Source organism: Amycolatopsis australiensis, assembly GCF_900119165.1.
GTDB classification, from domain to species: Bacteria; Actinomycetota; Actinomycetes; order Mycobacteriales; family Pseudonocardiaceae; genus Amycolatopsis; species Amycolatopsis australiensis.
This window is the reverse complement of sequence record NZ_FPJG01000006.1, coordinates 2455662-2481147: the sequence shown is the minus strand read 5'-3', so window position 1 is coordinate 2481147 and position 25486 is coordinate 2455662. Positions and strand designations below refer to the sequence as shown.

The 25486-nt window shown below is 70.8% G+C and carries 22 protein-coding genes; 13 read left to right on the top strand and 9 right to left on the bottom strand.

Annotated elements, in window-relative coordinates; translation table 11 throughout:
* Positions 1 to 36 precede the first annotated feature (36 nt).
* The 4 genes from BT341_RS13155 to BT341_RS13140 are packed head-to-tail and all read left to right on the top strand — an operon-like array spanning position 37 to position 4686.
* The gene (locus BT341_RS13155; protein WP_072481925.1) at positions 37 to 1422 is read left to right on the top strand and encodes an FAD-binding oxidoreductase; all 1386 of its coding nucleotides are present in this window, start codon (positions 37 to 39) and stop codon (positions 1420 to 1422) included.
* A 5-nt stretch (positions 1423 to 1427) separates the two neighbouring features.
* Positions 1428 to 2981, top strand: a complete 1554-nt coding sequence (locus tag BT341_RS13150; protein ID WP_177329054.1) for an acetolactate synthase large subunit — start codon at positions 1428 to 1430, stop codon at positions 2979 to 2981.
* Between the two features lie 42 nt (positions 2982 to 3023).
* Positions 3024 to 3839 carry an SAM-dependent methyltransferase gene (locus BT341_RS13145; RefSeq protein ID WP_072476570.1) on the top strand — a complete coding sequence of 272 codons (816 nt, stop codon included), beginning with the start codon at positions 3024 to 3026 and terminating at the stop codon, positions 3837 to 3839.
* Between the two features lie 40 nt (positions 3840 to 3879).
* Positions 3880 to 4686: an SAM-dependent methyltransferase gene (locus BT341_RS13140; protein WP_072476569.1), complete on the top strand. Its 807-nt coding sequence runs from the start codon at positions 3880 to 3882 to the stop codon at positions 4684 to 4686.
* Here the strand turns inward: BT341_RS13140 and BT341_RS47270 are convergent.
* From BT341_RS47270 to BT341_RS13120, 4 genes are all read right to left on the bottom strand, one after another.
* Positions 4683 to 4811: a hypothetical protein gene (locus BT341_RS47270; protein ID WP_281255980.1), complete on the bottom strand. Its 129-nt coding sequence runs from the start codon at positions 4809 to 4811 to the stop codon at positions 4683 to 4685. The two genes, BT341_RS13140 and BT341_RS47270, sit on opposite strands and share 4 nt — an antisense overlap.
* A gap of 44 nt (positions 4812 to 4855) precedes the next feature.
* Positions 4856 to 5170 carry an NUDIX domain-containing protein gene (locus BT341_RS13130; RefSeq protein WP_072476567.1) on the bottom strand — a complete coding sequence of 105 codons (315 nt, stop codon included), beginning with the start codon at positions 5168 to 5170 and terminating at the stop codon, positions 4856 to 4858.
* The gene (locus tag BT341_RS13125; protein WP_072476566.1) at positions 5170 to 6576 is read right to left on the bottom strand and encodes an MFS transporter; all 1407 of its coding nucleotides are present in this window, start codon (positions 6574 to 6576) and stop codon (positions 5170 to 5172) included. The genes BT341_RS13130 and BT341_RS13125 overlap by 1 nt, the downstream gene beginning before the upstream one ends.
* 91 nt (positions 6577 to 6667) lie before the next feature.
* The gene (locus BT341_RS13120) at positions 6668 to 7120 is read right to left on the bottom strand and encodes a DUF3761 domain-containing protein (RefSeq protein ID WP_072476565.1); all 453 of its coding nucleotides are present in this window, start codon (positions 7118 to 7120) and stop codon (positions 6668 to 6670) included.
* Positions 7121 to 7199: 79 nt separating this feature from the next.
* On the opposite strand from BT341_RS13120, the gene BT341_RS13115 reads away from it, so the two are divergent.
* The 3 genes from BT341_RS13115 to BT341_RS13105 all read left to right on the top strand — a co-directional run bounded on the left by BT341_RS13115 (position 7200) and on the right by BT341_RS13105 (position 11109).
* Positions 7200 to 8267, top strand: coding sequence for a sensor histidine kinase (locus BT341_RS13115; RefSeq protein WP_072476564.1), 1068 nt, complete (start codon positions 7200 to 7202; stop codon positions 8265 to 8267).
* Positions 8268 to 8274: 7 nt separating this feature from the next.
* Complete coding sequence (locus tag BT341_RS13110) at positions 8275 to 8943, top strand: response regulator (protein WP_072476563.1); 669 nt, start codon at positions 8275 to 8277, stop codon at positions 8941 to 8943.
* Between the two features lie 114 nt (positions 8944 to 9057).
* Positions 9058 to 11109, top strand: a complete 2052-nt coding sequence (locus BT341_RS13105) for an MMPL family transporter (RefSeq protein ID WP_072476562.1) — start codon at positions 9058 to 9060, stop codon at positions 11107 to 11109.
* On the opposite strand, the gene BT341_RS13100 is transcribed toward BT341_RS13105, so the two are convergent.
* Positions 11106 to 13439 carry a GH92 family glycosyl hydrolase gene (locus BT341_RS13100; RefSeq protein WP_072476561.1) on the bottom strand — a complete coding sequence of 778 codons (2334 nt, stop codon included), beginning with the start codon at positions 13437 to 13439 and terminating at the stop codon, positions 11106 to 11108. The genes BT341_RS13105 and BT341_RS13100 overlap by 4 nt on opposite strands.
* Positions 13440 to 13549: 110 nt before the next feature.
* On the opposite strand from BT341_RS13100, the gene BT341_RS13095 reads away from it, so the two are divergent.
* A complete protein-coding gene (locus BT341_RS13095; RefSeq protein ID WP_072476560.1) occupies positions 13550 to 14137 on the top strand; it encodes a flavin reductase family protein in 588 nt (195 codons plus the stop codon).
* A 42-nt stretch (positions 14138 to 14179) separates the two neighbouring features.
* Here the strand turns inward: BT341_RS13095 and BT341_RS13090 are convergent, their stop codons facing one another.
* Both BT341_RS13090 and BT341_RS13085 read right to left on the bottom strand, forming a co-directional pair.
* Complete coding sequence (locus tag BT341_RS13090; protein ID WP_072476559.1) at positions 14180 to 16351, bottom strand: 3-hydroxyacyl-CoA dehydrogenase NAD-binding domain-containing protein; 2172 nt, start codon at positions 16349 to 16351, stop codon at positions 14180 to 14182.
* Between the two features lie 8 nt (positions 16352 to 16359).
* The gene (locus tag BT341_RS13085; protein WP_072476558.1) at positions 16360 to 17571 is read right to left on the bottom strand and encodes an acetyl-CoA C-acetyltransferase; all 1212 of its coding nucleotides are present in this window, start codon (positions 17569 to 17571) and stop codon (positions 16360 to 16362) included.
* A 149-nt stretch (positions 17572 to 17720) separates the two neighbouring features.
* Between BT341_RS13085 and BT341_RS13080 the strand changes: the two genes are divergently transcribed.
* Positions 17721 to 18899: a TetR/AcrR family transcriptional regulator gene (locus BT341_RS13080; protein ID WP_072476557.1), complete on the top strand. Its 1179-nt coding sequence runs from the start codon at positions 17721 to 17723 to the stop codon at positions 18897 to 18899.
* Between the two features lie 7 nt (positions 18900 to 18906).
* Here the strand turns inward: BT341_RS13080 and BT341_RS13075 are convergent, their stop codons facing one another.
* A complete protein-coding gene (locus BT341_RS13075; RefSeq protein WP_072476556.1) occupies positions 18907 to 19800 on the bottom strand; it encodes an effector-associated domain 2-containing protein in 894 nt (297 codons plus the stop codon).
* 120 nt (positions 19801 to 19920) lie between these two features.
* On the opposite strand from BT341_RS13075, the gene BT341_RS13070 reads away from it, so the two are divergent.
* On the top strand, positions 19921 to 21126 hold the full coding sequence (locus BT341_RS13070) for a low temperature requirement protein A (RefSeq protein ID WP_072476555.1): 1206 nt from the start codon (positions 19921 to 19923) through the stop codon (positions 21124 to 21126).
* Here the strand turns inward: BT341_RS13070 and BT341_RS13065 are convergent.
* Positions 21121 to 21945 (bottom strand): helix-turn-helix transcriptional regulator, encoded by an 825-nt coding sequence (locus BT341_RS13065; RefSeq protein ID WP_072476554.1) that lies wholly within the window; start codon positions 21943 to 21945, stop codon positions 21121 to 21123. The two genes, BT341_RS13070 and BT341_RS13065, sit on opposite strands and share 6 nt — an antisense overlap.
* 100 nt (positions 21946 to 22045) lie before the next feature.
* Here BT341_RS13065 and BT341_RS13060 point away from each other — a divergent pair, with 100 nt between their 5' ends.
* The 3 genes from BT341_RS13060 to BT341_RS13050 all read left to right on the top strand — a co-directional run bounded on the left by BT341_RS13060 (position 22046) and on the right by BT341_RS13050 (position 25464).
* Positions 22046 to 22816, top strand: a complete 771-nt coding sequence (locus BT341_RS13060) for an SDR family NAD(P)-dependent oxidoreductase (protein ID WP_072476553.1) — start codon at positions 22046 to 22048, stop codon at positions 22814 to 22816.
* Positions 22817 to 22942: 126 nt separating this feature from the next.
* Complete coding sequence (locus BT341_RS13055; RefSeq protein WP_072476552.1) at positions 22943 to 24238, top strand: acyl-CoA dehydrogenase family protein; 1296 nt, start codon at positions 22943 to 22945, stop codon at positions 24236 to 24238.
* Between the two features lie 20 nt (positions 24239 to 24258).
* The gene (locus BT341_RS13050; protein WP_072476551.1) at positions 24259 to 25464 is read left to right on the top strand and encodes an acyl-CoA dehydrogenase family protein; all 1206 of its coding nucleotides are present in this window, start codon (positions 24259 to 24261) and stop codon (positions 25462 to 25464) included.
* Positions 25465 to 25486 lie beyond the last annotated feature (22 nt).

Genomic DNA, 25486 nt, shown 5'->3' with positions numbered 1-25486 from the left:
GGTAACCACAGCACCGGCGCGGAGGAGAGGCTGTCGATGGGCGACGTGGCGGCACGGCTGGCCGAGATCGTCGGGGACAAGAACCTGCTGACCGGCGGCGCGATCTCCGAGGACTACGCGCACGACGAGGCGTTGACCGCGGAGCCGCAGAAGCCTGCGTACGTCGCGAAGCCCGCAACCGCCGAAGAAGTCGCGGAGCTGCTGAAGGTCGCTTCGGAGAACAACGTGCCCGTGACCGCGCGCGGGTCCGGCAGCGGGCTCTCCGGCGCAGCGCGGCCCAGGGCAGACGGCCTGCTGATCTCCTTCGAAAGAATGAACGCCGTCCTCGAAGTCGACACCGGGAACCACGTCGCCGTCGTCCAGCCCGGGGTCACGCTCGCCGAACTCGATGCCAAGACCGCCGAAGCCGGGCTCAGCTACACCGTCTATCCCGGTGAGCTGAGCGCGAGCGTCGGCGGGAACGTCGGCACCAACGCCGGCGGCATGCGCGCGATCAAGTACGGCGTCACCCGCAACAACGTCCTCGGCCTCCAGGCCGTGCTGCCAACCGGCGAGATCATCCGGACCGGCGGCAAGACGTCGAAGATCTCCACCGGCTACGACCTCACCCAGCTGATCATCGGCTCCGAAGGCACTCTCGCACTGGCCACCGAGATCACCGTCAAGCTGCACCCGCGGCTGTCCCACGGCGCCACGGTGCTCGCCCCCTTCGGCGACTTCGGGCAGGTGATGGCCGCGGTGCCGGCGGTCGTCTCCAGCGGGCTCGCGCCGCACATCCTCGAGTACATCGACAACCTCACGATGGCCGCCATCGTCTACAACGAGAAGCTCGAACTCGGCGTCCCGGACCACATCCGCGAGACCAGCGAGGCCTACCTCGTCGTCGCGCTGGAAAACCGCGAGAGCGGACGTCTCCAGGAAGACGTCGAGCAGGTCGGCGAGCTGCTCGGCGAACTCGGCGCGACCGACGTCTACGTCCTCGAAGGCGGCGCCGCGCGCAAGCTCATCGAAGCCCGCGAGAAGGCCTTCTGGACCGCGAAGGCGGCGGGCGCCGACGACGTGATCGACGTCGTCGTGCCGCGGACCGCGATGCCGCAGTTCATCTCGAAGGCACGCGAACTCGCGATGGCCGCGGGCGGTGGCGCGCTCGGCTGCGGCCACGCCGGCGACGGCAACGTCCATCTCGGGATCTTCTGCAAGGACGCGGACCGGCGTAAACGTCTGCTCACCGACATCTTCTCGTACGCGATGGAACTCGGCGGCGCGATCTCCGGCGAGCACGGCCTCGGCCGCACCAAGGCGAGCTACCACCAGCAACTCGAAGACCCGGCGAAGATCGAGCTGATGCGCCGGATCAAGCAGAGCTTCGACCCCGCCGGGATCCTCAACCCCGGCGTTCTCTTCCCCGAAGGAACCGTATGAGCGAGATGAACGGCGCCCAGTCCCTGATCCGCACGCTGGTCGACGCCGGTGTCGAGGTGTGCTTCGCCAACCCCGGCACGTCGGAGATGCACTTCGTCGCCGCGCTCGACACCGTCCCGGAGATGCGGGGTGTGCTCGCGCTGTTCGAAGGTGTCGTCACCGGCGCCGCCGACGGCTACGCGCGCATCGCGGGCAAGCCCGCCGCGACGCTGCTGCACCTCGGTCCGGGACTGGGCAACGGCCTGGCGAACCTGCACAACGCGCGGCGCGCGCACACTCCGATCGTCAACGTCGTCGGCGACCACGCGACCTACCACAAGCAATACGACGCACCGCTCGAATCGGACATCGAGGCTGTCGCGGGCTCGCTGGAAGGCTGGGTGCGCCGCTCGGAGCACACCAAGGACGTCGGAGCGGACGCCGCCGCAGCGGTCGCCGCAGCGCAGGACGCTCCTGGCCGCGTTGCGACGCTCATCCTGCCTGCGGACGCGTCGTGGGGCGAAGGCGGCGAGACGTGCGCACCGATCCCGCCGCGGGTGCCGCAGACTGTGGACGCCACGACCGTCAAGGACGTCGCCGCCGTCTTCGGTGCGGGCGAGCCGGTCGCGCTGCTGATCGGCGGCAGCGCGTGCCGTGAAGACGGGCTGCGCGCCGCCAGCCGGATCGCCGCCGCGACCGGCGCGAAGGTGTTCGTCGAGACGTTCCCCGCACGCCTGGAGCGCGGCGCCGGCCTGCCCAACATCGAGCGGCTCGGTTACCTCGCCGAACAGGTCACCTACCAGCTCGGCGGGATCGAGCACGTCGTCGTCGCGGGCACGAAGGCGCCGGTGTCGTTCTTCGCCTACCCGGGCAAGCCGAGCGACCTGGTGCCGGACGGCGCGCAGGTGCACACGCTCGCGTCGGTCGGCCAGGACGTCACCCGCGCGCTGAACGAGGTCGCCGACATCGTCGCGGCGGACACCGAACCCGTGCTGCAGCAGGCCCAGCGGCCCGCGCTGCCCAGCGGCCCGCTGACCCCGCAGAACTGGGTCGAGGTCATCGGCGCGCTGCTGCCGGAGAACGCGATCATCGCCGACGAGGCCAACACGTCCGGTCTCCTGCTGCCGGCGGCGACGGCGGGCGCGCCCCGCCACGACGTCCTGACGCTGACCGGCGGCGCGATCGGCTACGGCATGCCGGTGGCGACCGGGGCGGCCGTCGCGGCGCCGGACCGGCCGGTGCTGAACCTGCAATCGGACGGCAGCGCGTTGTACACGATCTCGGCGCTGTGGACGCAGGCGCGGGAAAGCCTGAACGTCACGACGGTGCTGCTCAACAACCGCGCGTACGCGATTCTGCGGATGGAGCTGCAGCGCGTCGGAGCGGCGTCGGGCGGTCCGAAGGCGAACGCGCTGCTCGATCTTTCACGGCCGGACATGGACTTCGTGAAGATCGCGGAAGGCATGGGCGTCCCGGCGACCCGCGCGACCACGGCCGAGGAACTGGCCGACCAGCTGCAGCGCGCCTTCGCCGAGCCGGGCCCGCACCTCATCGACGCGGTGGTGCCGCCACTGCTGTGACCGGCGCTATCCTCGCCGTCACACCGACGGCGGGGAGCGGCGATGACCGACGAACACGCGACGCGCGGGATCGACTTCGACAAGCCGAACGCGGCGCGCGTGTACGACTACCTGATCGGCGGCAAGCTGAACTACGCCATCGACCGGATGTTCGCCGAGCAGATCCTCGAGGTGCGGCCGGAGGCGCGGGAGCTGGCGCTGCTGAACCGGCGCTGGCTGCGGCGGGCCGTCCGCTTCGGCGCGGAGCAGGGGATCCGGCAGTTCCTCGACATCGGCTCCGGCATGCCGACCGTCGGGCACGTGCACGAGGTGGTCCAGGCGATCGATCCGGCCGCGCGCGTGGTGTACGTCGACAACGAGCCGGTCGCCGTCGCGCACAGCGAGATCGTGCTGAAGGACAACGACAACGCCGCGATGGTGCACGCGGACGCGGAGTACCCGGCTGACGTTCTGCAGCACCCGACGACCGAGCGGCTGCTGGACTTCGACGAGCCGGTCATGGTGATCATGGCGGCGTTCATCCACTTCATTCCGGACTCGCGGAACCCGGCCGGGCTGATCGCCGCCTACCGCGACGCCGTCGCACCGGGCAGCTATCTCGCGCTGTCGTCTGGCACGTTCGAGGGACAGGGCGAAGAAGCCCGCCGAGCTGCGGCGCTGTACCAGAAGAGCGGCACCGACGTCGTTGCGCGCTCCCGCGACGAACTGCGTGCGCTGGTCGAGGGCTTCGAACTCGTGCCGCCGGGAATCGTGTTCACGCCGGAGTGGCGGCCGGACGACCCGTCCGAGGTCGGCGGGCATCCGGAGCAGGCGAGCCAGCTGGCCCTGGTGGCGCGAAAGAACGTCCGCGTCGGGTGACCGGCTATCCTCGCCGTCACCACCGGACGATGGAGCGGCGATGAGTGAAGACGAGTACGCGCGGCGCGGTATCGACCTCGACAAGCCGAATCCCGCGCGCGTGTACGACTACATCCTCGGCGGCCAGCTGAACTACGCCGTCGACCGGATGTTCGCCGACCAGGTGCTGGCCGCGCAGCCGAACGCGCGCGAGCGGGCCCGGCTGAACCGGCAGTGGCTGCGGCGGGTCATCCGGTTCGGGATGGACCAGGGCATCCGGCAGTTCCTCGACATCGGCTCCGGCATGCCGACGGTCGGGCACGTGCACGAAGTCGCGCAGGCGATCGACCCCACCGCGCGTGTCGTGTACGTCGACAACGAGCCGGTCGCGGTCGCGCACAGCGAGATCGTGCTGGAGAACAACGAGAACGCCGCGATGGTGCACGCCGACGCCGAGTTCCCCGACGACGTCCTCGAACACGAGATCACCGAGATGCTGCTGGACCTCGACCAGCCGGTGATGGTCGTGATGGCGCTGTTCGTGCACTTCATCCCGGACGAGCGCAAACCGGCCCGGCTGATCGCCGCCTACCGCGACGCGCTCGCGCCGGGCAGCTACCTGGCGATGTCGTCCGCGACGTACGAGCAGCAGAGCGCGGGCACGGCGCGCGCGGTCGCGATGTACCAGAAGAGCGCCAACCCGGTGACGCCGCGCTCGGCCGCCGAGCTGCGCGCGCTCGTGGACGGCTTCGAGATCGTCGATCCCGGTATCGTGTTCATCCCGGAGTGGCGCCCCGACGACCCGGCGGACGTCCCCGCGGAACCGGCGGAAAGCGGCGGGCTCGCCCTGGTGGCGCGCAAGAACTAGGCATCGATCACGATCGGCTCGGCCGGCGGTCCGGCGGTGCGCAGCTGTCCGAGCAGCCCGACGAAACCCGGCGGCCGGAACACTTCGCCGGACGAGGCCAGCCGGTCCGGCGTCCACCAAGCCATGTCCCGGACCACGCGACGCTCGGCGGCCGTCAGGTTCGCGCGGCTCAGCCGGGTTTCCGGGTCCGGCACACGAAATAGCGCTCGCGAGCCAGGACCGGATCCGGCAGCCGGAACTCGCCCTCGCGACGCCAGACGCACGGGCCGATTTCGACGTCCGTGAGGCCGGTTTCCTCGAACAGCTCCCGCGCGAGCGCCTTTTCGGCGGTCTCGCCGGGCTCGATCCCACCGCCGGGCGGGCCCCAATACACGAGCAAGCCGGGATCGCGGGGGTCGACCGGCGCCGCGTCTTCGTGCCGCAGCAGGACGACGCGGCCGTCCGGATCGAAGACCACGCCGCGCGCGGACTCGCGGACCCGCACTAGACGACGACCAGTTCGCGCGCCGCCTTCGTCTTCGGGACCAGCGCCGCCAGCAGCACGCCCGCCAGCGCCGCCGACGCCGCCACCGCGAACGTCGCCCGGAAGCCCAGCAGCGACGGCACCGGCAGGCCGCCGACGCTGATCGTCAGCTGGGCCAGCATCGCCGCCATCACCGCGCTCGAGATCGCCGTGCCCACCGAGCGCATGAGGGAGTTCAGGCCGTTCGCCGACGCCGTTTCGGTGACCGGGACCGAGCCCATGATCAGCGCCGGCATCGCCGCGTACGCGATCCCGACGCCGGCGCCGATGATCACCGACGCCGTGATCAGCTCGAACGCGTTGTCCATCAGCACGATCGCGAATGCGTAGCCCACCGCGATCACCAGCGCGCCGCTCATCAGCGTCGGACGCGGCCCGAACCGCGCGATCAGGCGTGCCGACACCGGCGAGAGCAGCATCATCACCAGGCCGTTCGGCGCCAGCGACAGTCCCGACTCCACCATCGACTGGCCCAGCCCGTATCCCGTCGACGCCGGCGCCTGCAGCAGCTGCGGGAACGACAGCGCCATCGCGTACAACGCGAAGCCGACCATGATCGACGCGAGGTTCGTGAACAGCACCGGGCGGCGCGCGGACACCCGCAGGTCGACCAGCGGGTCGCGGCGGCGCAGCTGGTAGGCGCCCCAGCCGAGCAGGATGACGACGGCCGCCGCGGCCAGGCCGAGCGTCGGTGTGCTGGTCCAGCCCCACGTGCCGCCCTTGACGACCGGCAGCAGCAGGCACAGCAACCCTGCGGCCAGGCCGAACGCGCCGAAGGAGTCGAACGGCGCGGGCGTGCGCAGCGGCGACTCCGGCACGACGGTGAGGATCAGCAGCGCGCACGCCAGTCCCAGCCCGGCGGCGGTCCAGAAGAGCGCGTGCCAGTCGGCGTTCTCGGCGACGAGGGCCGCGACGGGCAGCCCGATCGCGCCGCCGACGCCGAGCGTCGCGCTCATCAGCGAGATCGCCCCGCCGACGCGTTCCGGTGGGAGCTCGTCGCGCATGATGCTGATGCCGAGCGGGATCACGCCCATCGCGCAGCCCTGCAGCCCGCGGCCGAGGATCTGGAACGCGAGCGCGCTCGTCGTCGCGGAGACCACCGAGCCGGCGATCAGCAGCGCGAGGCTGACCAGGATCATCCGCCGCTTGCCGTAGAGGTCGCCGAGCCGTCCGCTCACCGGCGTGATGACCGACGCCGCCAGCAGCGTCACGGTGACCACCCAGGACGCGTCGGCCGCCGACGCGTTCAGCAGCCGCGGGAACACCGGGATGAGCGGCACGACCAGCGTCTGCATGAACGACGCGACCAGCCCGCACGAGGCGAGCACGACGACGATCGCGCGGCCGGAGCGTCCGGGACGGGACACAGCACCCCCACGGTGTGTAGTTAGTACGCGTCATGCAACTTCATGCACTGTACCTACGCGGTGGGGGTTTCCGACTCGTTTGGTGCTCTCGTCACAGCCAGGTGCGCACGCCTCCGTGCCCGGAACAGGTGCCGGACCGGTGCTGGCTGTAGCTGTAGGTGCCGTCCTTGCACTGCGCGGTGGCGCCGGCGGGGTTGTCGCTGGGCCGGTGGACGCAGTTGCCGGCGGAGTTGCGGTAGTAGTCGGCGCCGCACTCGGCCGGCTTCGGCACGGCCTGCGCGGTGGTCTTCGGCGCGGTCTTGGGCTTGGCCGCGCTCGTCACGGGCGGCGGCGCGACGGCCGGCGCTTCGGCCGGCGTCGTCGTGACGACCGGCGTCTCGGAAGCCGGCGTCGTTTCCGGAACGGAATACGTCGGCGTCGAGGAAGTGGAGGTCGAAGTTTCGAGGAGGCCCACACTTCCCGCGTCCTTCGGCGGCACCGCGCCGACGCCACAGCCCGCGACCAGCAGGCCGGCGGTCAGGATCAACCCCAGTTTCTTTCCCACGGAGACTCCTTGGCTACCCGAATCAATGCCGCCGTAGTCGCCGGCCCGACTGCGTTTGTTACGCGCCTAAACTCACGGCATGTCCTGGTTCCGGCGGTACGCGCCCGAGCTGGCGGTCTCCGTCGCGGTGCTCGCCGGATCGCTGTTGACCGTGCTCGACGACGGCGCCAAGCCCGCCCACCACGCCGTCTTCGGCTGGGTCCTGACCGTGCTGTGCTGCGTCGCGCTCTTCCTCCGGCGGCGACACCCGCTGAGCGTCGCCGGGTTGACGCTCGTCGGCTGCGCGCTGTACTACCCGCTGACCGATCCGGACGGCCTGGTCCTGCTGGCCTTCGCGTACGCGCTCTACAACGCCGCCGCGGCCGGGCGCATCCGCGGGGCCGCACTGCTCGTCGTCGCCGCGATGGCCGGTGTCGCCGTCGGCGAGATCAGCTCGCGCACGGGTCGGCATGTCGACAACTTCGCGTTCTTCCTGATGACGGGCTGGTTCGTCGCGCTGGTCGCCGGCGGCGCGGTCGCGCACTACCGCGCCGAAGCCGAACGCACCAAGGAGGCCGAAGCCCGGGCGCGCGCCACCGACGAACGTCTCCGCATCGCCCGCGAGCTGCACGACGTCCTCGGCCACCACCTCGCGCTGATCAACGTCCAGGCCGGCGCCGCGCTGCACCGGCGTGACCCCGGGCAGGCCGAGGAGGCGCTCGGCACCATCAAGGACGCCAGCAAGACCGCACTCCGGGAGTTGCGCACGACGCTCGGCATGCTCCGCCAGGCCGACCGGCCCGCGCTGGAGCGGGTCGCGGAGCTGGCCGAGTCGGTCGGCGCGTCCGGGCTGACCGTGCGCACCGAGATCGAGGGCGACGCCCGTGACCTGCCGCCGGACGTCGAGCACGCCGCGTTCCGCGTGGTGCAGGAGGCGCTGACGAACGTCGCCAAGCACGCCGGTGCGAAGACCGTCGTCGTCCGGCTCGGCTACGGCACCGACGCGCTGTCCGTGCAGGTTGACGACGACGGCCGCGGCGGCGACGCCCCGCCGGGCAACGGGATCCGCGGCATGGCCGAACGCGCGCGGGCGCTCGGCGGCGAAGTGACGGCCGCGCCCCGCGAGGACGGCGGTTACCGGGTGCGCGCCCGGCTGCCGGTGCGATGATGGGCCGATGATCCGGGTCCTGCTCGTCGACGACCAGCGGCTGGTCCGCGCCGGCTTCCGGTCTATTTTGGACGGCGAGGACGACATCACCGTGGTGGCCGAAGCCGCCGATGGGCGCGAAGCCCTCCGGGTCGCGCACGAGCACCGTCCGGACGTCGTGCTGATGGACATCCGGATGCCGGTGCTCGACGGCCTCGCCGCCACCCGTCACGTGCTCGAAGACCCGGCGCTGGCGGGCACCAAGGTCGTCATCCTCACGACGTTCGACCTCGACGAGGACGTCTACGGCGCCCTGCGCGCGGGCGCGAGCGGGTTCTTGGTCAAGGACACCGAGCCCGAAGAGCTGATCCACGCCGTGCGCGTGGTCGCCCGCGGCGACGCGCTGCTGGCGCCGTCGATCACGCGGCGGCTGATCTCGGAGTTCGCCGCGCGCGTCACGCGTCCGGCGCCGGCGCCGGCTCTGGACCGGCTCACCGAGCGCGAGCGCGAAGTGCTGTCCCTGGTCGCCGCGGGACTGTCGAACGACGAGATCGCCCGCCAGCTGACGCTCAGCCCGGCGACGGCGAAGACGCACGTCAGCCGCATCATGACCAAGACGGGCGTGCGCGACCGGGCGCAGCTGGTCGTCCTCGCCTACGAGTCCGGCGCGGTGACGCCGCGCTGGCTGAACCCCTAACCCCTACACCCGCGGGAGTACGGGAAACGCCCTAAGGGACACCGCCGGGAGCAGGCGAAGTGTCCTCCGCCGCGCGACGCGGAGCAGGGCCCACGCGGCGAATCCTTGTCCACCATGGACACCATCACTCGCCCCACCGGGGGAAGCCTGGCGCGCGTGGCCGGCTGGGCGCAGCGCCACCGGTGGCTCGCCGTCGCACTCTGGGCGCTGGTTCTGCTCGGCGTCACGTTCACTTCCCGCCTCGCCGGGAGCGCGTTCCACGACGACAACTCGCTGCCCGGCACGGAGTCGCAGCAGGTCGTCGACATGCTGGAGAAGACCGCGCGGTCCGGTGGGAGCGCGCAGATCGTGCTCAAGGCCGACAACGGGCTCGCCGCACACCGCGCGCAGATCGAAAACACTCTGGGAAATGTCCGATTGCAGCCGCACGTGCGCTCGGTGACGGGACCGTTCGAGACGCTCTCGCCCGACGGGCGCATCGGCTACGCCACCGTCACGTTCGACGCTGCCTCGACCGACCTGCCCTACGACGACATCGTGAAGTTCGCCGACACCGCAAAGCAGGCCGGTCCGGTCGAGGTAGCTTTGGCCGGCGACCCGATCGAGCGAATCTCGAAAAGCGGCGGTCCCGCGGAGGGGGTCGGGCTGCTCGCCGCGCTCGTCATTCTCGTGTTCCTGTTCCGCTCGCTGCTCGCGGCCGGGCTGCCGGTCATCACCGCGGTGTTCGCGGTCGGCAGCACGCTGGGCGTGATCACGCTCGTCTCCCACTTCGTCGACATAGCGAGTTACACGTCGCCGCTGATGATGCTGGTCGGGTTCGGTGTCGGCGTCGACTACGCGCTACTGATCTTCTCCCGCTACCGGGCGGAGATCCTCGCCGGCCACGACCGGGACACCGCCGCGCGGCGGGCGCTCGACACCGCGGGCCGCTCGGTGCTGTTCGCCGGGACGACCGTGATCATCGCGCTGCTGGGCCTGCTCGCGCTCGGTCTCGGCGGGCTGCGCGGGGTCGCGTTGTCGGTCGCGCTGACCGTCCTGATGACGATGCTCGCGTCCGTCACGCTCCTGCCCGCGCTGCTGTCGTTGTTCGGCAAGCGGCTGGAACGCGGGATCCGCCGTCACGCCGCCAAGCGTGACCACGGCAGGGTGTGGCGCCGGCTCGCGGACGGTGTGCAGCGCCGTCCCGCGGCACCCCTGGCGATCGGGCTGCTCGTGCTGCTCGGACTGTCCATTCCGGCCGCGGGCATGCGGCTCGGGTTCGCCGACGCGAGCACCGACCCCGCAGGATCGACAACGCGACAGGCGTACGACCTGCTGGCCGAAGGCTTCGGGCCAGGATTCAGCGGGCCGCTGGCGATCGTCACCGAGGACGGCGACGGCATCGCGCTGCAGCAGAAGCTCGCGTCGACGCCGGGGATCGCCCGAGTACTGCCGTCGACGGGTCCGGTCGTCCTCGCGTTCCCGACGACGTCTCCGCAGGACGCGGCGACCGCCGAGCTGGTGACGCGCCTGCGCACCGACGTCCTGCCGACGCTGCCCGGCCACTACCTCGTCGGCGGGCCGGTCGCGGCCGCGACGGACTTCGCCGACGCCGTCGCCGACCGGCTGCCGTTGTTCGTGCTGGTCGTCGTCGGGCTGTCCGCGCTGCTGCTCATGGTCGTGTTCCGGTCGATCCTCGTCCCGCTCAAGGCCGCGGTGCTGAACCTGCTGAGCATCGGCGCCTCGCTCGGCGTGATGACACTGGTGTTCGGCGACGGCTGGTTCGGCGCGCAGCCCGGCCCGATCGAGGCGTTCGTGCCGGTGATGATCTTCGCGATCGTGTTCGGGCTGTCGATGGACTACGAGGTGTTCCTCGTGTCGCGGATGCACGAGGAATGGCGCCGCACCGGCGACGCGCGCCTCGCGGTGCGCGAAGGCCTCGCCGCGACCGGCGGGGTGATCACCGCGGCGGCCGCGATCATGGTGCTCGTGTTCGGCGCGTTCCTGCTCGATCCGTCGCGGATGCTCGCGCAGTTCGGGCTCGGCCTGGCGGTCGCGGTGCTGCTGGACGCGCTGGTGATCCGCTGCCTGCTCGTCCCGGCGATCATGCGCCTGCTGGGAGCGCGGGCGTGGTGGCTGCCGGAATGGCTGGACCGCCGTCTCCCGCATCTTGCGCTCGAGAGCTAACTGCCCCACGACGTGGGCGTTTCCGACAATCGGACATCCAGCCGGCCGCCGCGCAGGAACCCCGCGTCGAGCTTCCAGCCCGTCTGCGGGCGGCCGTTCCGGCGGACGTCCTGGACGTACTTCCCGCTGCCCGAGGTCGTGATCCGGATCGGCGCGCCCGCCGAGGGCCGGATCACGGCGCTCGAGAACAGCGGGCTCGACAGCAGGAGTTCACCCGATCCGGGTGTGCGCGGGTAGATGCCGAGCGCGGCGAAGACGTACCAGGCAGACATGGTGCCGAGGTCGTCGTTGCCGGGAAGGCCGGACGGCCCCGTCGTGTAGACGGAGTTCACCAGCTGCCGCACGGTCTCCTGCGTCTTCCACGGCTGTCCCAGCTCGTTGTACAGCCAGGGCGCGTGGATGTCGGGCTCGTTCGTCGGGTCGTACTTGAGCGGGCCGCCGCCGCGCAGTTGCCAGTTCCCGGCGCTGTCGTGGAAGAAGCCGTCGAGCCGGGTGACGGCGGCCGCCTTGCCGCCCATCGCGTCGGCCAGGCCGGCGACGTCCTGTGGAACCATCCAGGTGTAGGCCGCCGCGCTGCCCTGCGCGAACCCGCGGTCGCTCGCCGGGTCGAACGGTGTCACCCAGCTGCCGTCGGCATTCCGGGCTTGCATGTAGCCGGTCCCGGGATTGAAGACGTTGCGCCAGTACGCGCCCCGCGCGCGCAGCTCTGCAGCTTCGCGAGTGCGGCCCAGCAACTCTGCGAAATGTCCGATTGCGAAGTCGGCGACGGAGTCTTCCAGCGTCTCCGCGGCGCCACCCCAGCAGTGGCAGACGTCGTTCGGCGCGTAGTGCGACGTCAGGTACTGCGCGAGGTTCGGCCGCTGGCCGACGCACTGGCCGGGGCAGCCGGCGTCCTGCAGTCCCTCCGGCCGCGGCACGGTCGCCTGCCGGTACAGCGAGTCGAACGCGCCGCGGTAGTCGAAGTTGCGCACGCCCATCGCGTAGAACGTCGCGAGTGTCGCCGCCGAAGGGTCGCCGGTCATGACGTGCGTCGCGCCGTTGACGTGCACCCAGCGATCCCAGACTCCGTCGTTCTGCTTCGCGTAGTTGTAGAGCGACTGCGCGAAGTTCCCGGCGACCCGCGGCTCCAGCAACGCGAGCAGCTGCACCTGCGCGCGGTACTGGTCCCAGCCTGAGAAGTTCGAATACTGCGCGTCCTGCCCCGGTTCGACGCGGTGGACTCTCCGGTCCATCCCGAGATAACGGCCGTTAACGTCGCTGACGAGGTTCGGCTGCTGCAGGCTGTGGTAGAGCGCGGTGGTGAAGACGGTCCGCTGCGCGGTCGTCCCGCCGGTCACCTGCACGCGGTTCAGCTCGGTGTTCCACGCGCGTTTGGTCCGCGCCGCGATGCTGTCCACACTGGCGGTGTCCGATTGCTCGGCGCGCAGGTTGATTTCCGCCCCTTCGAGCGAGACGTAGGAGATCGCGATCCGCACCGTCACCTTGCTGCCGGGCGCGAAGGTGACGTACCCGCCGGAGCCGCGTCCGGCGCGGTCTTTGCCGGTCGCGTATCCCTCGCCGCCGGTCTGGTCGGTGCCGCCGGGCTGGAGGGTCGCGTCCCGCCAGGTGCCGGTGCCCGTGACCGGCTGGTCGAACCGCGCGGTGAAGTACAGGCGGTAGTAGGACTTGCGGTTGTTGATCCCGCCGTTCGCGCGGCGGCCGCAGAACGCTCCGGTCAGCACCGACCCGGTGACCTTCCGGTGCGCCGGATCGAGGTGCGTTTCGGCGTCCTCGCTGCCGTTGAGGGAGTTGGACGTCCGGAAGAGCAGGCTCGCCGGTTTGCCCGCCGGGAAGCCGATGGTGCCGATCACGGTGCGTTCGGACGCGGCGAAGTCGGTCGTCACCCCGTCGGCCAGGCCCAGGCGGTAGCGGCCGGGCGTCGCGGCTTCGTCGGCGTGGCTGAAGTTGCTCGCGTACACCGCGTCGGTGGTGTCGGCGGTCGGCGAAGACGTCACGTCGCCGGCGAAGGGCAGGATCGGGACGTCGCCCGCCGCGCCCGGGTTGCAGCCCGCGCCGTTGACGTGGGTGAGGCTGAAGCCGCGGAGCCGGGTCGTGTCGTACTGGTAGCCGTTGGCGGCTCCCGTCGACGTCTGGTCGCCGCGAGTGCTGGTCGGGCTCCAAGCGAGCATGCCGAACGGCGCGGTCGCGCCCGGATAGGTGTTGCCGTCCCCGGCCGACCCGATCAGCGGATCGACGAAGTCGGCGGGACTCGGGACGGCGGCGGCCGACATCGTTGTCAACCCGGAAGCGAGCAGGACGGCGGCCAGTGCCACCGTGACGGGACGGCGCATGAGCCGGAGATTAACCGGCCGTGGTGGCGTCTCGGCGAACTCCGGGTGGACAGCTTTCCGGACAGACGCTTCGCCGCCTGCCGAAGGCTCCGGTGCCTACCTTCGCGGCCATGGAGATCAAGCCGCGCATCCTGTACTTCGGCACCCCTGTCGTGCTGCTGAGCACCGAGAACGACGACGGCAGCCCGAACCTGGCCCCGATGTCCTCGGCGTGGGCGCTCGGCTGGACGGTCGTGCTCGGTGTCGGGGCCGACGGCCAGACCGCGCACAACCTCCGCGCGCGTCCCGACGTCGTCATCAACCTGCCCGGTCCGCACCAGTGGGAGGCGGTGGAACGGCTGGCGCCGCTGACCGGCCGCGATCCCGTCCCGGCGAGCAAGCCGCAGTTCCGGCACGAACGCGCGAAGTTCGAAGCCGCGGGGCTGACGCCGGAGCCGTCGCGGCAGGTGCGGCCGCCGCGTGTCGCGGAGTGTCCGTTGCAGCTGGAGGCGCGGGCGGCGAGCGTGCAATCGGACATCTCCGGAATGTTTTCGATCGTCGAAGCGCGGGTGCTCGCGGTGCACGCGGCTCCGGAGCTGGTCGTGCCCGGCACCGAGCACGTCGACCCGTCGGTGTGGCAGCCGCTGATCTACAACTTCCGCCACTACTTCGGCCTGGGCGCAGAACTCGGCCACAGCTTCCGGTCCGAAACGCGCTGAAGGGGCCTCCCCGGCTGGGGAGGCCCCTTCAGTCAGTGGGCCTTATTCGTAAATCTCACCCTTGGCGGCCTTCTCCACGAGCGACTGCGGCGGCTCGAAGTGGTCGCCGTACCGGGCCGCGAGCTCGCGGGCGCGGTCGACGAAGCCCTGCAGGCCACCCTCGTACTGGTTGATGTACTGGATGACGCCGCCGGTCCACGCCGGGAAGCCGATGCCGAAGATCGAGCCGATGTTGGCGTCCGCCACCGAGCGCAGCACGCCCTCGTCGAAGCACTTCACCGTCTCGAGTGCCTCGGCGAACAGCATCCGCTCCTTGAGGTCCTCGAACGGCACCTCCGCCGAGCCGGACTTGAACGCGTCACGCAGCCCCGGCCACAGGCCGACGCGCTTGCCGTTCTCGTCGTAGTCGTAGAAGCCCGCACCGGACGAGCGGCCCTTGCGGTCGAACTCCTCGACCATCCGGTCGATGACGGCCTCGGACGCGTGCGCCTTCCACGTGCCGCCCGCGGCCTCGATCGCCTCGCGGGACTCCTGGCGGATCTTGCGCGGCAGCGTCAGCGTCAGCTCGTCCATCAGCTGCAGCGGCGGCGCCGGGTAGCCGGCCTGCGCGCCCGCCTGCTCGATCGACGCCGGCTCGACACCCTCGCTCAGCGCGGCGACGGCCTCGTTGATGAACGTGCCGATCACGCGGGAGGTGAAGAAGCCGCGGCTGTCGTTGACGACGATCGGGGTCTTCTTGATCTGCAGCGTGTAGTCGAAGACCTTGGCCAGCGTCGCCGGGGACGTCTTCTCGCCGCAGATGATCTCGACCAGCGGCATCTTGTCCACCGGCGAGAAGAAGTGGATCCCGATGAAGTCCTCGGTCCGCTGCACGCCCTCGGCGAGCGTGGTGATCGGCAGGGTCGAGGTGTTCGAGCCGAGCACCGCGTCCGGGTTGACGACGCTCTCGATCTCCTGGAACACCTTGTGCTTGAGCTCGACGCTCTCGAACACGGCCTCGATCACGAAGTCGACGCCGGCGAAGTCCTCCGCCTTGTCGGTCGGCTTGATCTTCGCCAGCAGCGCGTCCGACTTCTCCTGCGTGGTCTTGCCGCGCGAGAGGGCCTTCTGTTCCAGCTTCTCCGCGTAGCCCTTGCCCTTCTCGGCCGCTTCGAGCGTGACGTCCTTGAGGACGACGTCGATGCCCGCCTTCGCCGAGACGTAGGCGATCGCGGCGCCCATCATCCCGGCGCCGATCACGCCGACCTTCTTCGCGGTGTACTTCTCGAAGCCGTCCGGCCGGGAACCACCCGAATTGATGGTCTGCAGGTCGAAGAAGAACGCCTTCGTCATGTTCTTCGCGACCTGGCCGGTGGCCAGGTGGATGAAGTAGCGCGTCTCGATCTGCAGCGCGGTGTCGAAGTCGACCTGCGCGCCCTCGATCGCCGCGGCCAGGATCGCCCGCGGCGCCGGCATGTTCGCGCCCTTGATCTGCTTGCGCAGGTTCGCCGGGAACGCCGGCAGGTTGGCCGCGAAGCTCGGGTTCGACGGGGTGCCGCCCGGGATCTTGTAGCCCTTGACGTCCCACGGCTGCACGCCGCCCTCGGGGTTGGCCTTGATCCACGCCTTCGCGGCCGGGATCAGCTCCTCGACGGTGTCGACGACCTCGTGCACCAGGCCCAGCTCCAGGGCCTTGCGCGGGCGGTGGCGCTGGCCCTGCAGCAGGACGTTCAGCAGCGCGCTCTGGATGCCCAGCAACCGGACAGTGCGCACGACGCCGCCGCCGCCGGGCAGCAGGCCGAGCGTCACCTCGGGCAGGCCGATCTGGCTGCCCTTGACGTCCGCGGCGATGCGGTGGTGCGTCGCCAGCGCGATCTCGAGGCCGCCGCCGAGCGCGGCGCCGTTGATCGCCGCGACGACCGGCTTGCCGAGCTGCTCGATGCGGCGCATCTGGCCCTTCATCAGTGCGCTGCCCTCGGTCAGCTCGACCGCGTGCTCGGGCTTCGCCTGGATGAGGTCGTTCAGGTCGCCGCCGGCGAAGAACGTCTTCTTCGCGGACGTGATGACGACACCGGTGATGTCGTCCTTCTCCGCCTCGAGACGGTCGACGACGACGCCGAGCGACTCGCGGAAGTCGGCGTTCATCGTGTTCGCCGACTGCTTCGGGTCGTCGAGGGTCAGGGTGACGATCCCGTCGGAGTCCTGCTCCCAGCGGATGGTCTTGCTCTCGGCCATTGGTTTCCTCACACCCGCTCGATGATGGTCGCGACGCCCATGCCGCCGCCGATGCACAGGGTCACCAGCGCGCGGCGCGCCTGGCGGCGTTCCAGCTCGTCGACGACCGTGCCGACCAGCATCGCGCCGGTGGCGCCGAGCGGGTGGCCCATGGCGATCGCGCCGCCGTTGACGTTGACCTTCTCCTCGTCGAGGTGCAGGTCCTTGATCCACTTGAGCACGACGGACGCGAACGCCTCGTTGAGCTCCCACAGGTCGATGTCCTCGGGACCGAGGCCCGCGGTCTTCAGCACCTTCTCGGTGGCCGGGGTGGGGCCGGTGAGCATGATCGTCGGCTCGGAGCCGATGGTCGCGGTGGCCACGATCCGGGCGCGCGGGGTCAGCCCGAAGGTCTTGCCGACCTGCTCCGAGCCGACGAGCACGAGCGCGGCGCCGTCGACGATGCCGGAGGAGTTGCCGCCGGTGTGGACGTGGTTGATCTTCTCGACCGAGTGGTACTTCTGCAGCGCGACGGCGTCGAAGCCGCCCATGTCGCCGATCGTGGTGAAGGCGGGCTTCAGCTTGGCCAGGCCCTCGACGGTGGTGCCGGGACGGCGGTGCTCGTCGTGGTCGAGGATCGTGACGCCGTTGATGTCCTTCACCGGCACGACCGACTTCGCGAAGTAGCCGCCGGACCACGCCGCCTCGGCGCGCTCCTGCGAGCGGACCGCCCAGCGGTCGACGTCCTCGCGGGAGAAGCCCTCGATGGTCGCGATCAGGTCGGCGCCGATGCCCTGCGGGACGATGTAGTTGTCGTACGCGGTGGCCGGGTCCATGAACAGCGCGCCGCCGTCGGAGCCCATCGGCACGCGCGACATCGACTCGACGCCGCCGGCGATGACCAGGTTGTCCCAGCCGGAGCGGATCTTCTGCGCGGCGGTGTTGGTGGCCTCCAGGCCGGACGCGCAGAAGCGGTTGAGCTGCACGCCGGCGACGGTCTCGGGCAGGCCCGCGTTCAGCGCGGCGGTGCGCGCGATGACCGCGCCCTGCTCGCCGACCGGGGAGACGACGCCGAGCACGATGTCGTCGATCGCCTGCGGGTCGAGGTTCGGGTGGCGGACCTTCAGCTCTTCGATCAGGCCGACCACCAGGTCGACCGGCTTGGTGCCGTGCAGGGCACCGCCCTTGTTCTTGCCGCGAGGCGTGCGGATCGCCTCGTAGATGTAGGCCTCGCTACTCACTGAACAACTCCTCGCGAGCGTGTCGGACGTCGTCGTACCGTGACCGATGATACCGGCCAGTAGGGCTAATGCCCATTAACATATCGCCGGATAACCCCATGGTGTCAATGGGTTGCGGGTGTGCCGTTAGCCGCTATCGTTCACTCACCATGACCGACGTCGAGCGCGCCACGCGCCCCCGCGACCGCAAGGCCCAGCTGGCCGCGGTGGCGGCGGAGCTGTTCCGCGCGCGCGGCTTCCCGGGCGTCGGCATCAAAGACATCGCGGACGCGGCGGGCGTCACCGGGCCGGCGCTGTACCGGCACTTCGCGGACAAGCAGGCGATCCTGGCGTACGTCGTCCTGAGCGGCTTCGAAGACTTGGAGGCGGCGACCGCGGAGGCGCTGTCGGACGCGGTTCCGCCCGCTGACCAGCTGGAACAGCTGCTGGGGCTGCTCGCGACCCAGGCCGTCGAGCGCCGGGAAATAGCCGCGCTGTGGCGCTGGGAAGGACGGCACCTGCCGAAGGAGGACCAGCGGGAGATCGCCCGCCGTTCGGCGCTGGCGCTGACGGCGTGGTCGAAGGCACTGCTGGCGCGGCGGCCGGAACTGGCGGCCGAGGACGCCGAGCTGCTGTGCTGGGCGGCGCTGTCGGTGTTCGGCAGCGTGTCGGTCCACCACACGTCGGTGGCGCGCCGCCGGTTCGCGCAACTGCTGGTCGACCTGGCCCTCGATGTGCTCGACACCACACTCCCGACGCCGCCGGACGTGCCGCCGGAGCCGGTCGCGGGCCTGGGCACGCCGTCCCGCCGCGAACAGGTGCTGGCGGCGGCGACGCGGCTGTTCGCCCAGCGCGGCTTCCACGACGTGAGCATGGAGGACATCGGCGCGGCGGCGGGCATCGCGGGCCCGAGCGTCTACCGCCACTTCCCGAGCAAGGCGGCCCTGATGGTGGCGATCGGCCATCGCGCGGCGGACCGGCTGGCGCTGGCGGCCGAGCGGGCCCTGCAGACGTCGGACGAAACGGACGGCCTGCGCCGCCTGGCGGCGTCGTACGTGCACACGATCCTGCACACGCCGGAGCTGCTGGTCTCGTTCTCGGCGGACCGCGTGACGATGCCGGACCGCGACAAGGCGGACTTGCTGCGCGTCCAGCGTGACTACGTCGCCCAGTGGGTGACGCTGCTGTCGGCGGTACGTCCGGAGCTGCCCCCGCGCGAAGCGAAGATCACCGTCCACGCGGCGCTGACCATCGCCAACGACCTGGCCCGCACCCGCCGGGTCGCGAGCCGCCCGCACTTCGAGGCGGAGCTGACGACGTTGCTGCACACCGTGCTCGGCGTTTCCTGAGCCCAGGTCAGCGCTCCTCCGGCCACCGGTCGACCAGCTCGGCCAGCCGCGTGACCTCCGGGGAATCGGGGTCGATCGTCCGCACCGCGTCGAGCAGGCACCGCAGGCCGCCGTCGAAGCGGAGACACGTCTTCGCCAAGGCGATCACGTGCAGCCGGTCCTGCGGGTGGTAAGCGACCTGCGCGGCGATTTCCCGCCGGGGCAGCATTTCCAGCACCAGCCGCCGGCTGTCGCCGTTACGCACCCACGGGACGTCCATGAGTGCTTCGACGAGTTCGGTGAAATCGGCCGGCTCGCGGGACGCCGGGCGGCGGACGTCCGGACCACCCATCAGGCGCAGCCACGCGACCGTCCTGGTTTCCTTGACGGACACGGGAATCCGCGCGTATTCGCCGGGCGCCGCGGCCGGGTCCTCGGCCACCACGTCGGTGTAGAACGTGTCGGACGCCAGGAGCACCAAGTCGGCTCCGGTGGCTTTCTGCGCGGCCTTCGCCGCCGGGGCATCGAGAACGCGGAACGTGAAGCTGATGGCCTTGCTGACCGAACCGTGCCCCGCCTGCTGGACTTCACCGGCGTTCAGCGCCACCCGCAGCTGGATCCGCGCGCCTTCGGAGTGCACGGCGTTGTACCGGCGCAGTTCGGCGTGCAAGCGCTCCGGCAGGTGCGCGGCGAGATCCGCCTTCGCGACTTCGGGCGGCAGCAGGATCATCGCGCCGTCTCCGGTGTTTTCGACGAAGCAGGCGTCCCACGGGATTCCCGTTTCGGCGAACGTGCTCTTGAGGACGGACCAGAGACCGTCGTGGACCTCGCGCAGGTGCACCATGGTCCGCTTAGGATCGTTGTAGCCGGCGATGTCCACCGCCATGATCGTCTTGTGGTGCGCGGCCGGATGCGGATGCACGACGACACCTCCCCACGTCCCGGCTCCCATTGTCCCAGACCCATGCACGCTCGGCCATGTTCGCGCAGGGCGTGACGGCGAATCCGGGGCCGCCGGAAGCGCCTTCGTCCATAATTCGGCGTGCCCACGAGACGCCTGCACCTGGTGAGCGCGGAAGAGGACCACCGCGTCTCGACCATCGAGCTGTTCTTCGACCTGGTCTTCGTCTACGCCATCACCCAGACCACCCAGCTGATGGCCGACCACCTGAGCCTCCTCGGCGTCGGGCAGGGGCTGGCCATGCTCGCCGTCCTCTGGTGGTGCTGGTGCAGTTACGCCTGGCTCGGGAACACCATCCACGTCGACCACGGCATCGCGCGGCTGGCCATGTTCGGCGCGATGGCCGTGATGTTCCTCGTGTCGCTGACCATTCCCGAAGCCTTCGTCGACCATCCGGGCGGGCTCTTCGCGCCCGTGTTGTTCGTCGTCTGCTACGCGCTCGTGCGGTTGCTGCACCTCGTCGCGTACCTCGGTGCCGCGCGGCACGATCCGGGCTTGCGCCGGGTGCTGCTGCGGATGTTCGCCGGGTTGCTGCCCAGTGTCGTGCTGCTCGGCGTCGCGTCGTCGCTGAGCGGGCCGTGGCAGCTGGCGCTGTGGGGCGTCGCGCTGCTGGCCGACTACCTCAACGTCTACCTCACCGGTCCGGAGGGCTGGCGGCTGAACGCGCCCGCGCACTTCGCCGAGCGGTTCGGGCTGATCGTGATCATCGCGCTCGGCGAGTCGATCGTCGCGATCGGCATCGGGATCGGCGCGCTGCCGATGTCGTGGCTGGTCGCGGGCGCGGCCGTGTGCGGGCTGGCGCTGGCCGCGGGCATGTGGTGGACGTACTTCGACGTCGTCGCGCGCGTGTCGGAACACCGGCTCACCCAGGCGACCGGGGTCGAGCGCGCCAAGCTCGCCACCGACTCCTACACGTTCCTGCACCTGCCGCTGATCGCCGGGATCGTGCTCGTCGCGCTCGGGTTGAAGAAGGCGTTCCTCTACATCGCCGACACCGAGCACCACACGGCCGCCGAAGCCGTGCACGGCGTGCCGATCTGGACGCTGACCGGCGGCCTCGCGCTCTACCTCGTCGCGCTCAGCTCCCTGCGCAAGCGCAACCTCGGCAGCTGGAACCACCAGCGCCTGGTGCTCGGCGTGCTGCTGCTCGCGGCGACGCCGCTGCTGGAGCACGTGCCCGCCGCCGTGCTGCTGCTGATCGTGGCCGCGGTGGTGCTGGGCCTCATCACGTTCGAACGGCTCCGGTTCGCCGCGTGGCGTCGTGAGGTGCACGCCCGGCACTCATGACAGCTCCGGCCCGACGACGGACAGCAGCTGCAGCTTCTCGGCGTCTTCGGTGCCGGGCGTGGCGGTGAACACCAGCAGCACCTGCGCGAGGTCGTCGGTGTGGAGCAGCTGGCAGTCGAGCGCGATCTCGCCGAACGACGGGTGCACGATGGTCTTGCGGCGCTCGAACGGCACCGCGACTTCGTGCGCCGCCCACAGCTCGGCGAACTCCGCGCTTTCCACCGCCAGCAGCCGCGCCAGCTCCGTGGCTCGCGTGTCCCGGCCCGAAGCCGCGCGCAGGCTCGCCACCAGGAACCGGCCGTGCCGCGCGCGATCCGCCGGCGGATACAGCAGGCGCTCCGCCGGGTCGGTGAACCAGCGGTAGGCGGCACTGCGCGCGGGCCCGGTGTGGCCGGTTTCGTTCCCGAGCAGCGCCCGGGCCGGTGGGTTCTGCACGAGCGTTTCGCCGAGATGGGACATCACCTGCGCCGGAGTGTCGTGCAACCGGTCGAGGACGCGCATCAGCGCCGGGCTGACGTGGTCGGCGCGCGAAACGCGGGTCGGCGCGGTGTGGCCGGCCAGCCGGAACAGGTGGTCGCGCTCGTCCAGGCTCAGCCGCAGCCCGCGCGCGATCGCGGCGAGCATCTGCTCCGACGGCCGCGGTCCGCGTCGCTGCTCCAGCCGCGTGTAGTAGTCGGCGGACATGTCCGCCAGCGTCGCGACCTCCTCGCGGCGCAGCCCGGCCGTGCGACGGCGCTGCCCGGCCGGCAGGCCGACGTCCTCCGGGCGCAGGGCCTCGCGACGGCGGCGGAGGAAGTCGGCGAGCTCGGCGCGGTCCACGTCCTCGATTATCGGGGCCGCGCCAGCCGGAGCCAGGGATCGGCGATCCCCCGATCGGCGCGCTCTGCCACGTCGCCGGCGACCCGGCGACGCTGAGCGCATGACCACCTACCTCATCACCGGGGCCGGCGGCGGCCTCGGCGCCATCACCGCCCGCGAGCTGGCCGCCACCGGCGCTCGCGTCGTCCTCGCCGTGCGCGACCCCGCCCGCGTCACCCCGCCGCCGGGCGACACCGAAGTCCGGCGGCTCGACCTCGCCGATCTCGCCTCGGTGCGCGAGTTCGCCGCCGGCTGGTCCGGCGGCCTCGACGTCCTGATCAACAACGCCGGTGTCATGGCCGTGCCGTACGGCAGGACGCGGGACGGCTTCGAAACCCACATGGCGGTCAACCACTTCGGCCCGTTCCTGCTGACGAACCTGCTGCTGCCGCACGTCACCGGCCGGGTCGTCACGGTCTCGTCGAACCTCGCCCGGCTGGGGAAGCTCCGGCTCGACGACCTGAACTGGGAACGCCGCCGCTACTCGCCGGCGCGGGCGTACGGCCAGTCGAAGCTGGCGAACCTGCTGTTCACCGAGGAGCTCCAGCGGCGTCTCACCGAGGCCGGTCGCGACGTGCTCGCCGTCGCCGCCCATCCCGGCGTCGCGCGCACCGGGCTCGACCGGCACTACAGCGGCGTCCGGGCCTTCGCGCTGAAAGCGCTTTACCCGGTCATCGCGCAGAAGAAGGCGGAGTACGGCGCGCTGCCGATCCTGTTCGCCGCGACCGGAGACATCCCGGGTGACGCCTACATCGGCCCCGGCGGCCGGTCGGGTGGCCGGCCCCGGCTCGAGCGACGCCGGACCGATCCCGGCGCCGCCCGCGAACTGTGAGAGATCTCGGCCCAGCTCACTCGTAACTGACCCCACACTGGCGCGACGCCGTCCCGCACGTTAACCTACTGGCGAGTAGGTAACGGGATGGAGGGCCACATGGCTGCGCCAAGGAAACGGGACGCGATGGGCTGGGGCCTTTCCGCGCTGACCCGGCTGGCCGGGAGCAAGGTCGTCGACCGGGCGGGGCTGCGCAAGCCCATCGAGGGCCTGGTCACCGCGGGGACCCGCAACGGCTTCCGCGTCGCCGGCGCGGCGACCCGGTCGTTCAAGTCGGTGCAGAAGCTGGGCAAGCCCGCCCGGCTCGCGCCGAGCCCCGACACCGGGCTGTTCGACCTCACGCCGACCGAGGACCAGCAGCTCATCGTCGAAACGGTCACCGAGTTCGCCGCCGAGCAGCTGCGGCCCGCCGCGGCGGACGCCGACGCCAAGCTCGCCGCACCCGAAGGACTGCTGGCCAGGGCCGCCGAGCTGGGCATCAGCCTGGTCGGCATCCCCGAAGAGCTCGGCGGCGTCGGCACCGAGCGTTCGGTGGTCACCAACGCGCTCGTCGCGGAAGCGCTCGCGCACGGCGACCTCGGCCTGGCCGTGGCCGTGCTGGCGCCGTCCGCGGTGAGCACCGCGCTGGTCAGCTGGGGTGACGAGCAGCAGCAGGCCGACTACCTGCCCGCGTTCGTCGGCGAGAACGTGCCCGCAGCGGCGCTGGCGCTGCAGGAACAGAAGGCGCTCTACGACCCGTTCAAACCCGCCACGAAGGCGCGTCGCACGCCGAAGGGTTACCAGCTCGACGGCGTGAAGTCGCTGGTCCCGCGCGCGGCGCAGGCCGAGCTGTTCATCGTGTCGGCCGACCTCGAGGGCCGCGGGCCGGCGCTGTTCCTCGTCGAGTCGTCGAACGCCGGGGTCTCCATCGAGGCCGAGCCGGCGATGGGCCTGCGCGGCGCGGCGACCGGCAAGCTGCACCTGGAGAAGGTGGCGCTGCCCGCGGGCGCGTTGCTCGGCGGCGGGAAAGCGGACGTCTTCACCGAGGTCGTGCGGCTGTCGCGGCTGGGCTGGGCGGCGCTGGCGGCCGGCACCGCGAAGGCCGTCCTCGACTACGTCGTGCCCTACGTCAACGAGCGGACCGCGTTCGGCGAGCCGATCAGCCACCGCCAGGCGGTCGCGTTCTCGGTCGCGGACATCGCGATCGAGCTGGAGGGCCTGCGGCTGGTGACACTGCGCGCGGCGGCGCGGGCCGAGCAGGGCAAGCCGTACGCGCGGGAGGTCGCGCTGGCCCGGAAGCTGGCCACGGACAAGGGCATGCAGATCGGCAGCGCGGGCGTGCAGCTGCTCGGCGGGCACGGCTTCGTCAAGGAGCACCCGGTCGAGCGCTGGTACCGCGACCTGCGCGCCATCGGCGTCATGGAAGGCGCCGTCCTTCTCTAGGCCTCGGAAAGGCGTTAACGATGATTAACCTGGAAGTCCCCAAGAAGGCCGGCGCGCTGATCAACCAGGCGTACCAGGCCGCGGCCGAGGTGTTCCGGCCGATCTCGCGCAAGTACGACCGCGCGGAGCACACGTACCCGGCCGAGCTGGACATGTTTGCGGCGCTGCTGGACGGGCTCAACTCGTCCGGCGAGGGCGGCGCGGGCGCGGCGGGCGTGCGGCGCTCGGACTCCGGCAAGGAGGAGAAGGGCAACCGCAACGGCGCCAACCTGAACGTGGTGCTCGGCACGATCGAGATGTGCTGGGGTGACGTCGGGCTGCTGCTGTCGATGCCGCGCCAGGGCCTCGGCAACGCGGCGATCAGCTCGGTGGCGACCGACGAGCAGCTGGAGCGCTTCTCCGGCATGTGGGCGGCGATGGCGATCACCGAGCCGTCGTGCGGCTCGGACTCGGCGGCCATCACGGCGACGGCCCGCCTCGACGGCGACCACTACGTGCTGAACGGCGAGAAGATCTTCGTGACGTCGGGCGAGCGCGCGGACGCGGTGGTCGTGTGGGCGACGCTGGACAAGTCGAAGGGTCGCGCGGCGATCAAGTCGTTCGTGGTGGAGAAGGGCACGCCGGGCTTCGAGGTGGTGCGCGTCGAGCACAAGCTCGGCATCCGCGCTTCGGACACGGCGGTGCTGCGCTTCGAGAACTGCCGCGTCCCCAAGGAGAACCTCCTGGGGTCACCGGAGATCGACACGAAAAAGGGCTTCGCGGGCGTCATGCAGACGTTCGACAACACGCGCCCCCTGGTGGCGGCCATGGCGATCGGCGTGGCCCGCGCGGCACTGGACGAGACACGCCGCATCCTTTCCGAAGCGGGAATCGAGATCGACTACGACCGCCCGGCGAACACCCAGCACGCGGCGGCAGCGGAATTCCTGCGCCTGGAAGCGGATTACGAGTCGGCGTACCTGCTGACGCTGGAATCGGCGTGGATGGCGGACAACCGCAAGCCGAACTCGTTGCAGGCGTCGATGGCGAAGGCCAAGGCGGGCCGGTCGGTGGTGGAGATCGCGCTGAAGTGCGTCGAGCTGACCGGAGCGTACGGCGAGGAGTCATTGCTGGAGAAGTGGGCGCGGGACGCGAAGATTCTGGACATTTTCGAGGGTACGCAACAGATTCAGCAGTTGATCGTCGCCCGCCGGATCCTCGGGAAGACTTCCGCCGAGCTGAAGTAGTTGTGGTGTAACGGAAAGCCGC

Coding starts and splice junctions, on each gene's coding strand:
- BT341_RS13060 (WP_072476553.1), top strand. CDS start 22,046: ATGACCACCTACCTCATCACCGGGGCCGGCGGCGGCCTCGGCGCCATC.
- BT341_RS13115 (WP_072476564.1), top strand. CDS start 7,200: ATGTCCTGGTTCCGGCGGTACGCGCCCGAGCTGGCGGTCTCCGTCGCG.
- BT341_RS13100 (WP_072476561.1), bottom strand. CDS start 13,439: ATGCGCCGTCCCGTCACGGTGGCACTGGCCGCCGTCCTGCTCGCTTCC.
- BT341_RS13150 (WP_177329054.1), top strand. CDS start 1,428: ATGAACGGCGCCCAGTCCCTGATCCGCACGCTGGTCGACGCCGGTGTC.
- BT341_RS13105 (WP_072476562.1), top strand. CDS start 9,058: ATGGACACCATCACTCGCCCCACCGGGGGAAGCCTGGCGCGCGTGGCC.
- BT341_RS13110 (WP_072476563.1), top strand. CDS start 8,275: ATGATCCGGGTCCTGCTCGTCGACGACCAGCGGCTGGTCCGCGCCGGC.
- BT341_RS13050 (WP_072476551.1), top strand. CDS start 24,259: ATGATTAACCTGGAAGTCCCCAAGAAGGCCGGCGCGCTGATCAACCAG.
- BT341_RS47270 (WP_281255980.1), bottom strand. CDS start 4,811: ATGGCTTGGTGGACGCCGGACCGGCTGGCCTCGTCCGGCGAAGTGTTC.
- BT341_RS13140 (WP_072476569.1), top strand. CDS start 3,880: ATGAGTGAAGACGAGTACGCGCGGCGCGGTATCGACCTCGACAAGCCG.
- BT341_RS13145 (WP_072476570.1), top strand. CDS start 3,024: ATGACCGACGAACACGCGACGCGCGGGATCGACTTCGACAAGCCGAAC.
- BT341_RS13090 (WP_072476559.1), bottom strand. CDS start 16,351: ATGGCCGAGAGCAAGACCATCCGCTGGGAGCAGGACTCCGACGGGATC.
- BT341_RS13080 (WP_072476557.1), top strand. CDS start 17,721: ATGACCGACGTCGAGCGCGCCACGCGCCCCCGCGACCGCAAGGCCCAG.
- BT341_RS13055 (WP_072476552.1), top strand. CDS start 22,943: ATGGGCTGGGGCCTTTCCGCGCTGACCCGGCTGGCCGGGAGCAAGGTC.
- BT341_RS13155 (WP_072481925.1), top strand. CDS start 37: ATGGGCGACGTGGCGGCACGGCTGGCCGAGATCGTCGGGGACAAGAAC.
- BT341_RS13095 (WP_072476560.1), top strand. CDS start 13,550: ATGGAGATCAAGCCGCGCATCCTGTACTTCGGCACCCCTGTCGTGCTG.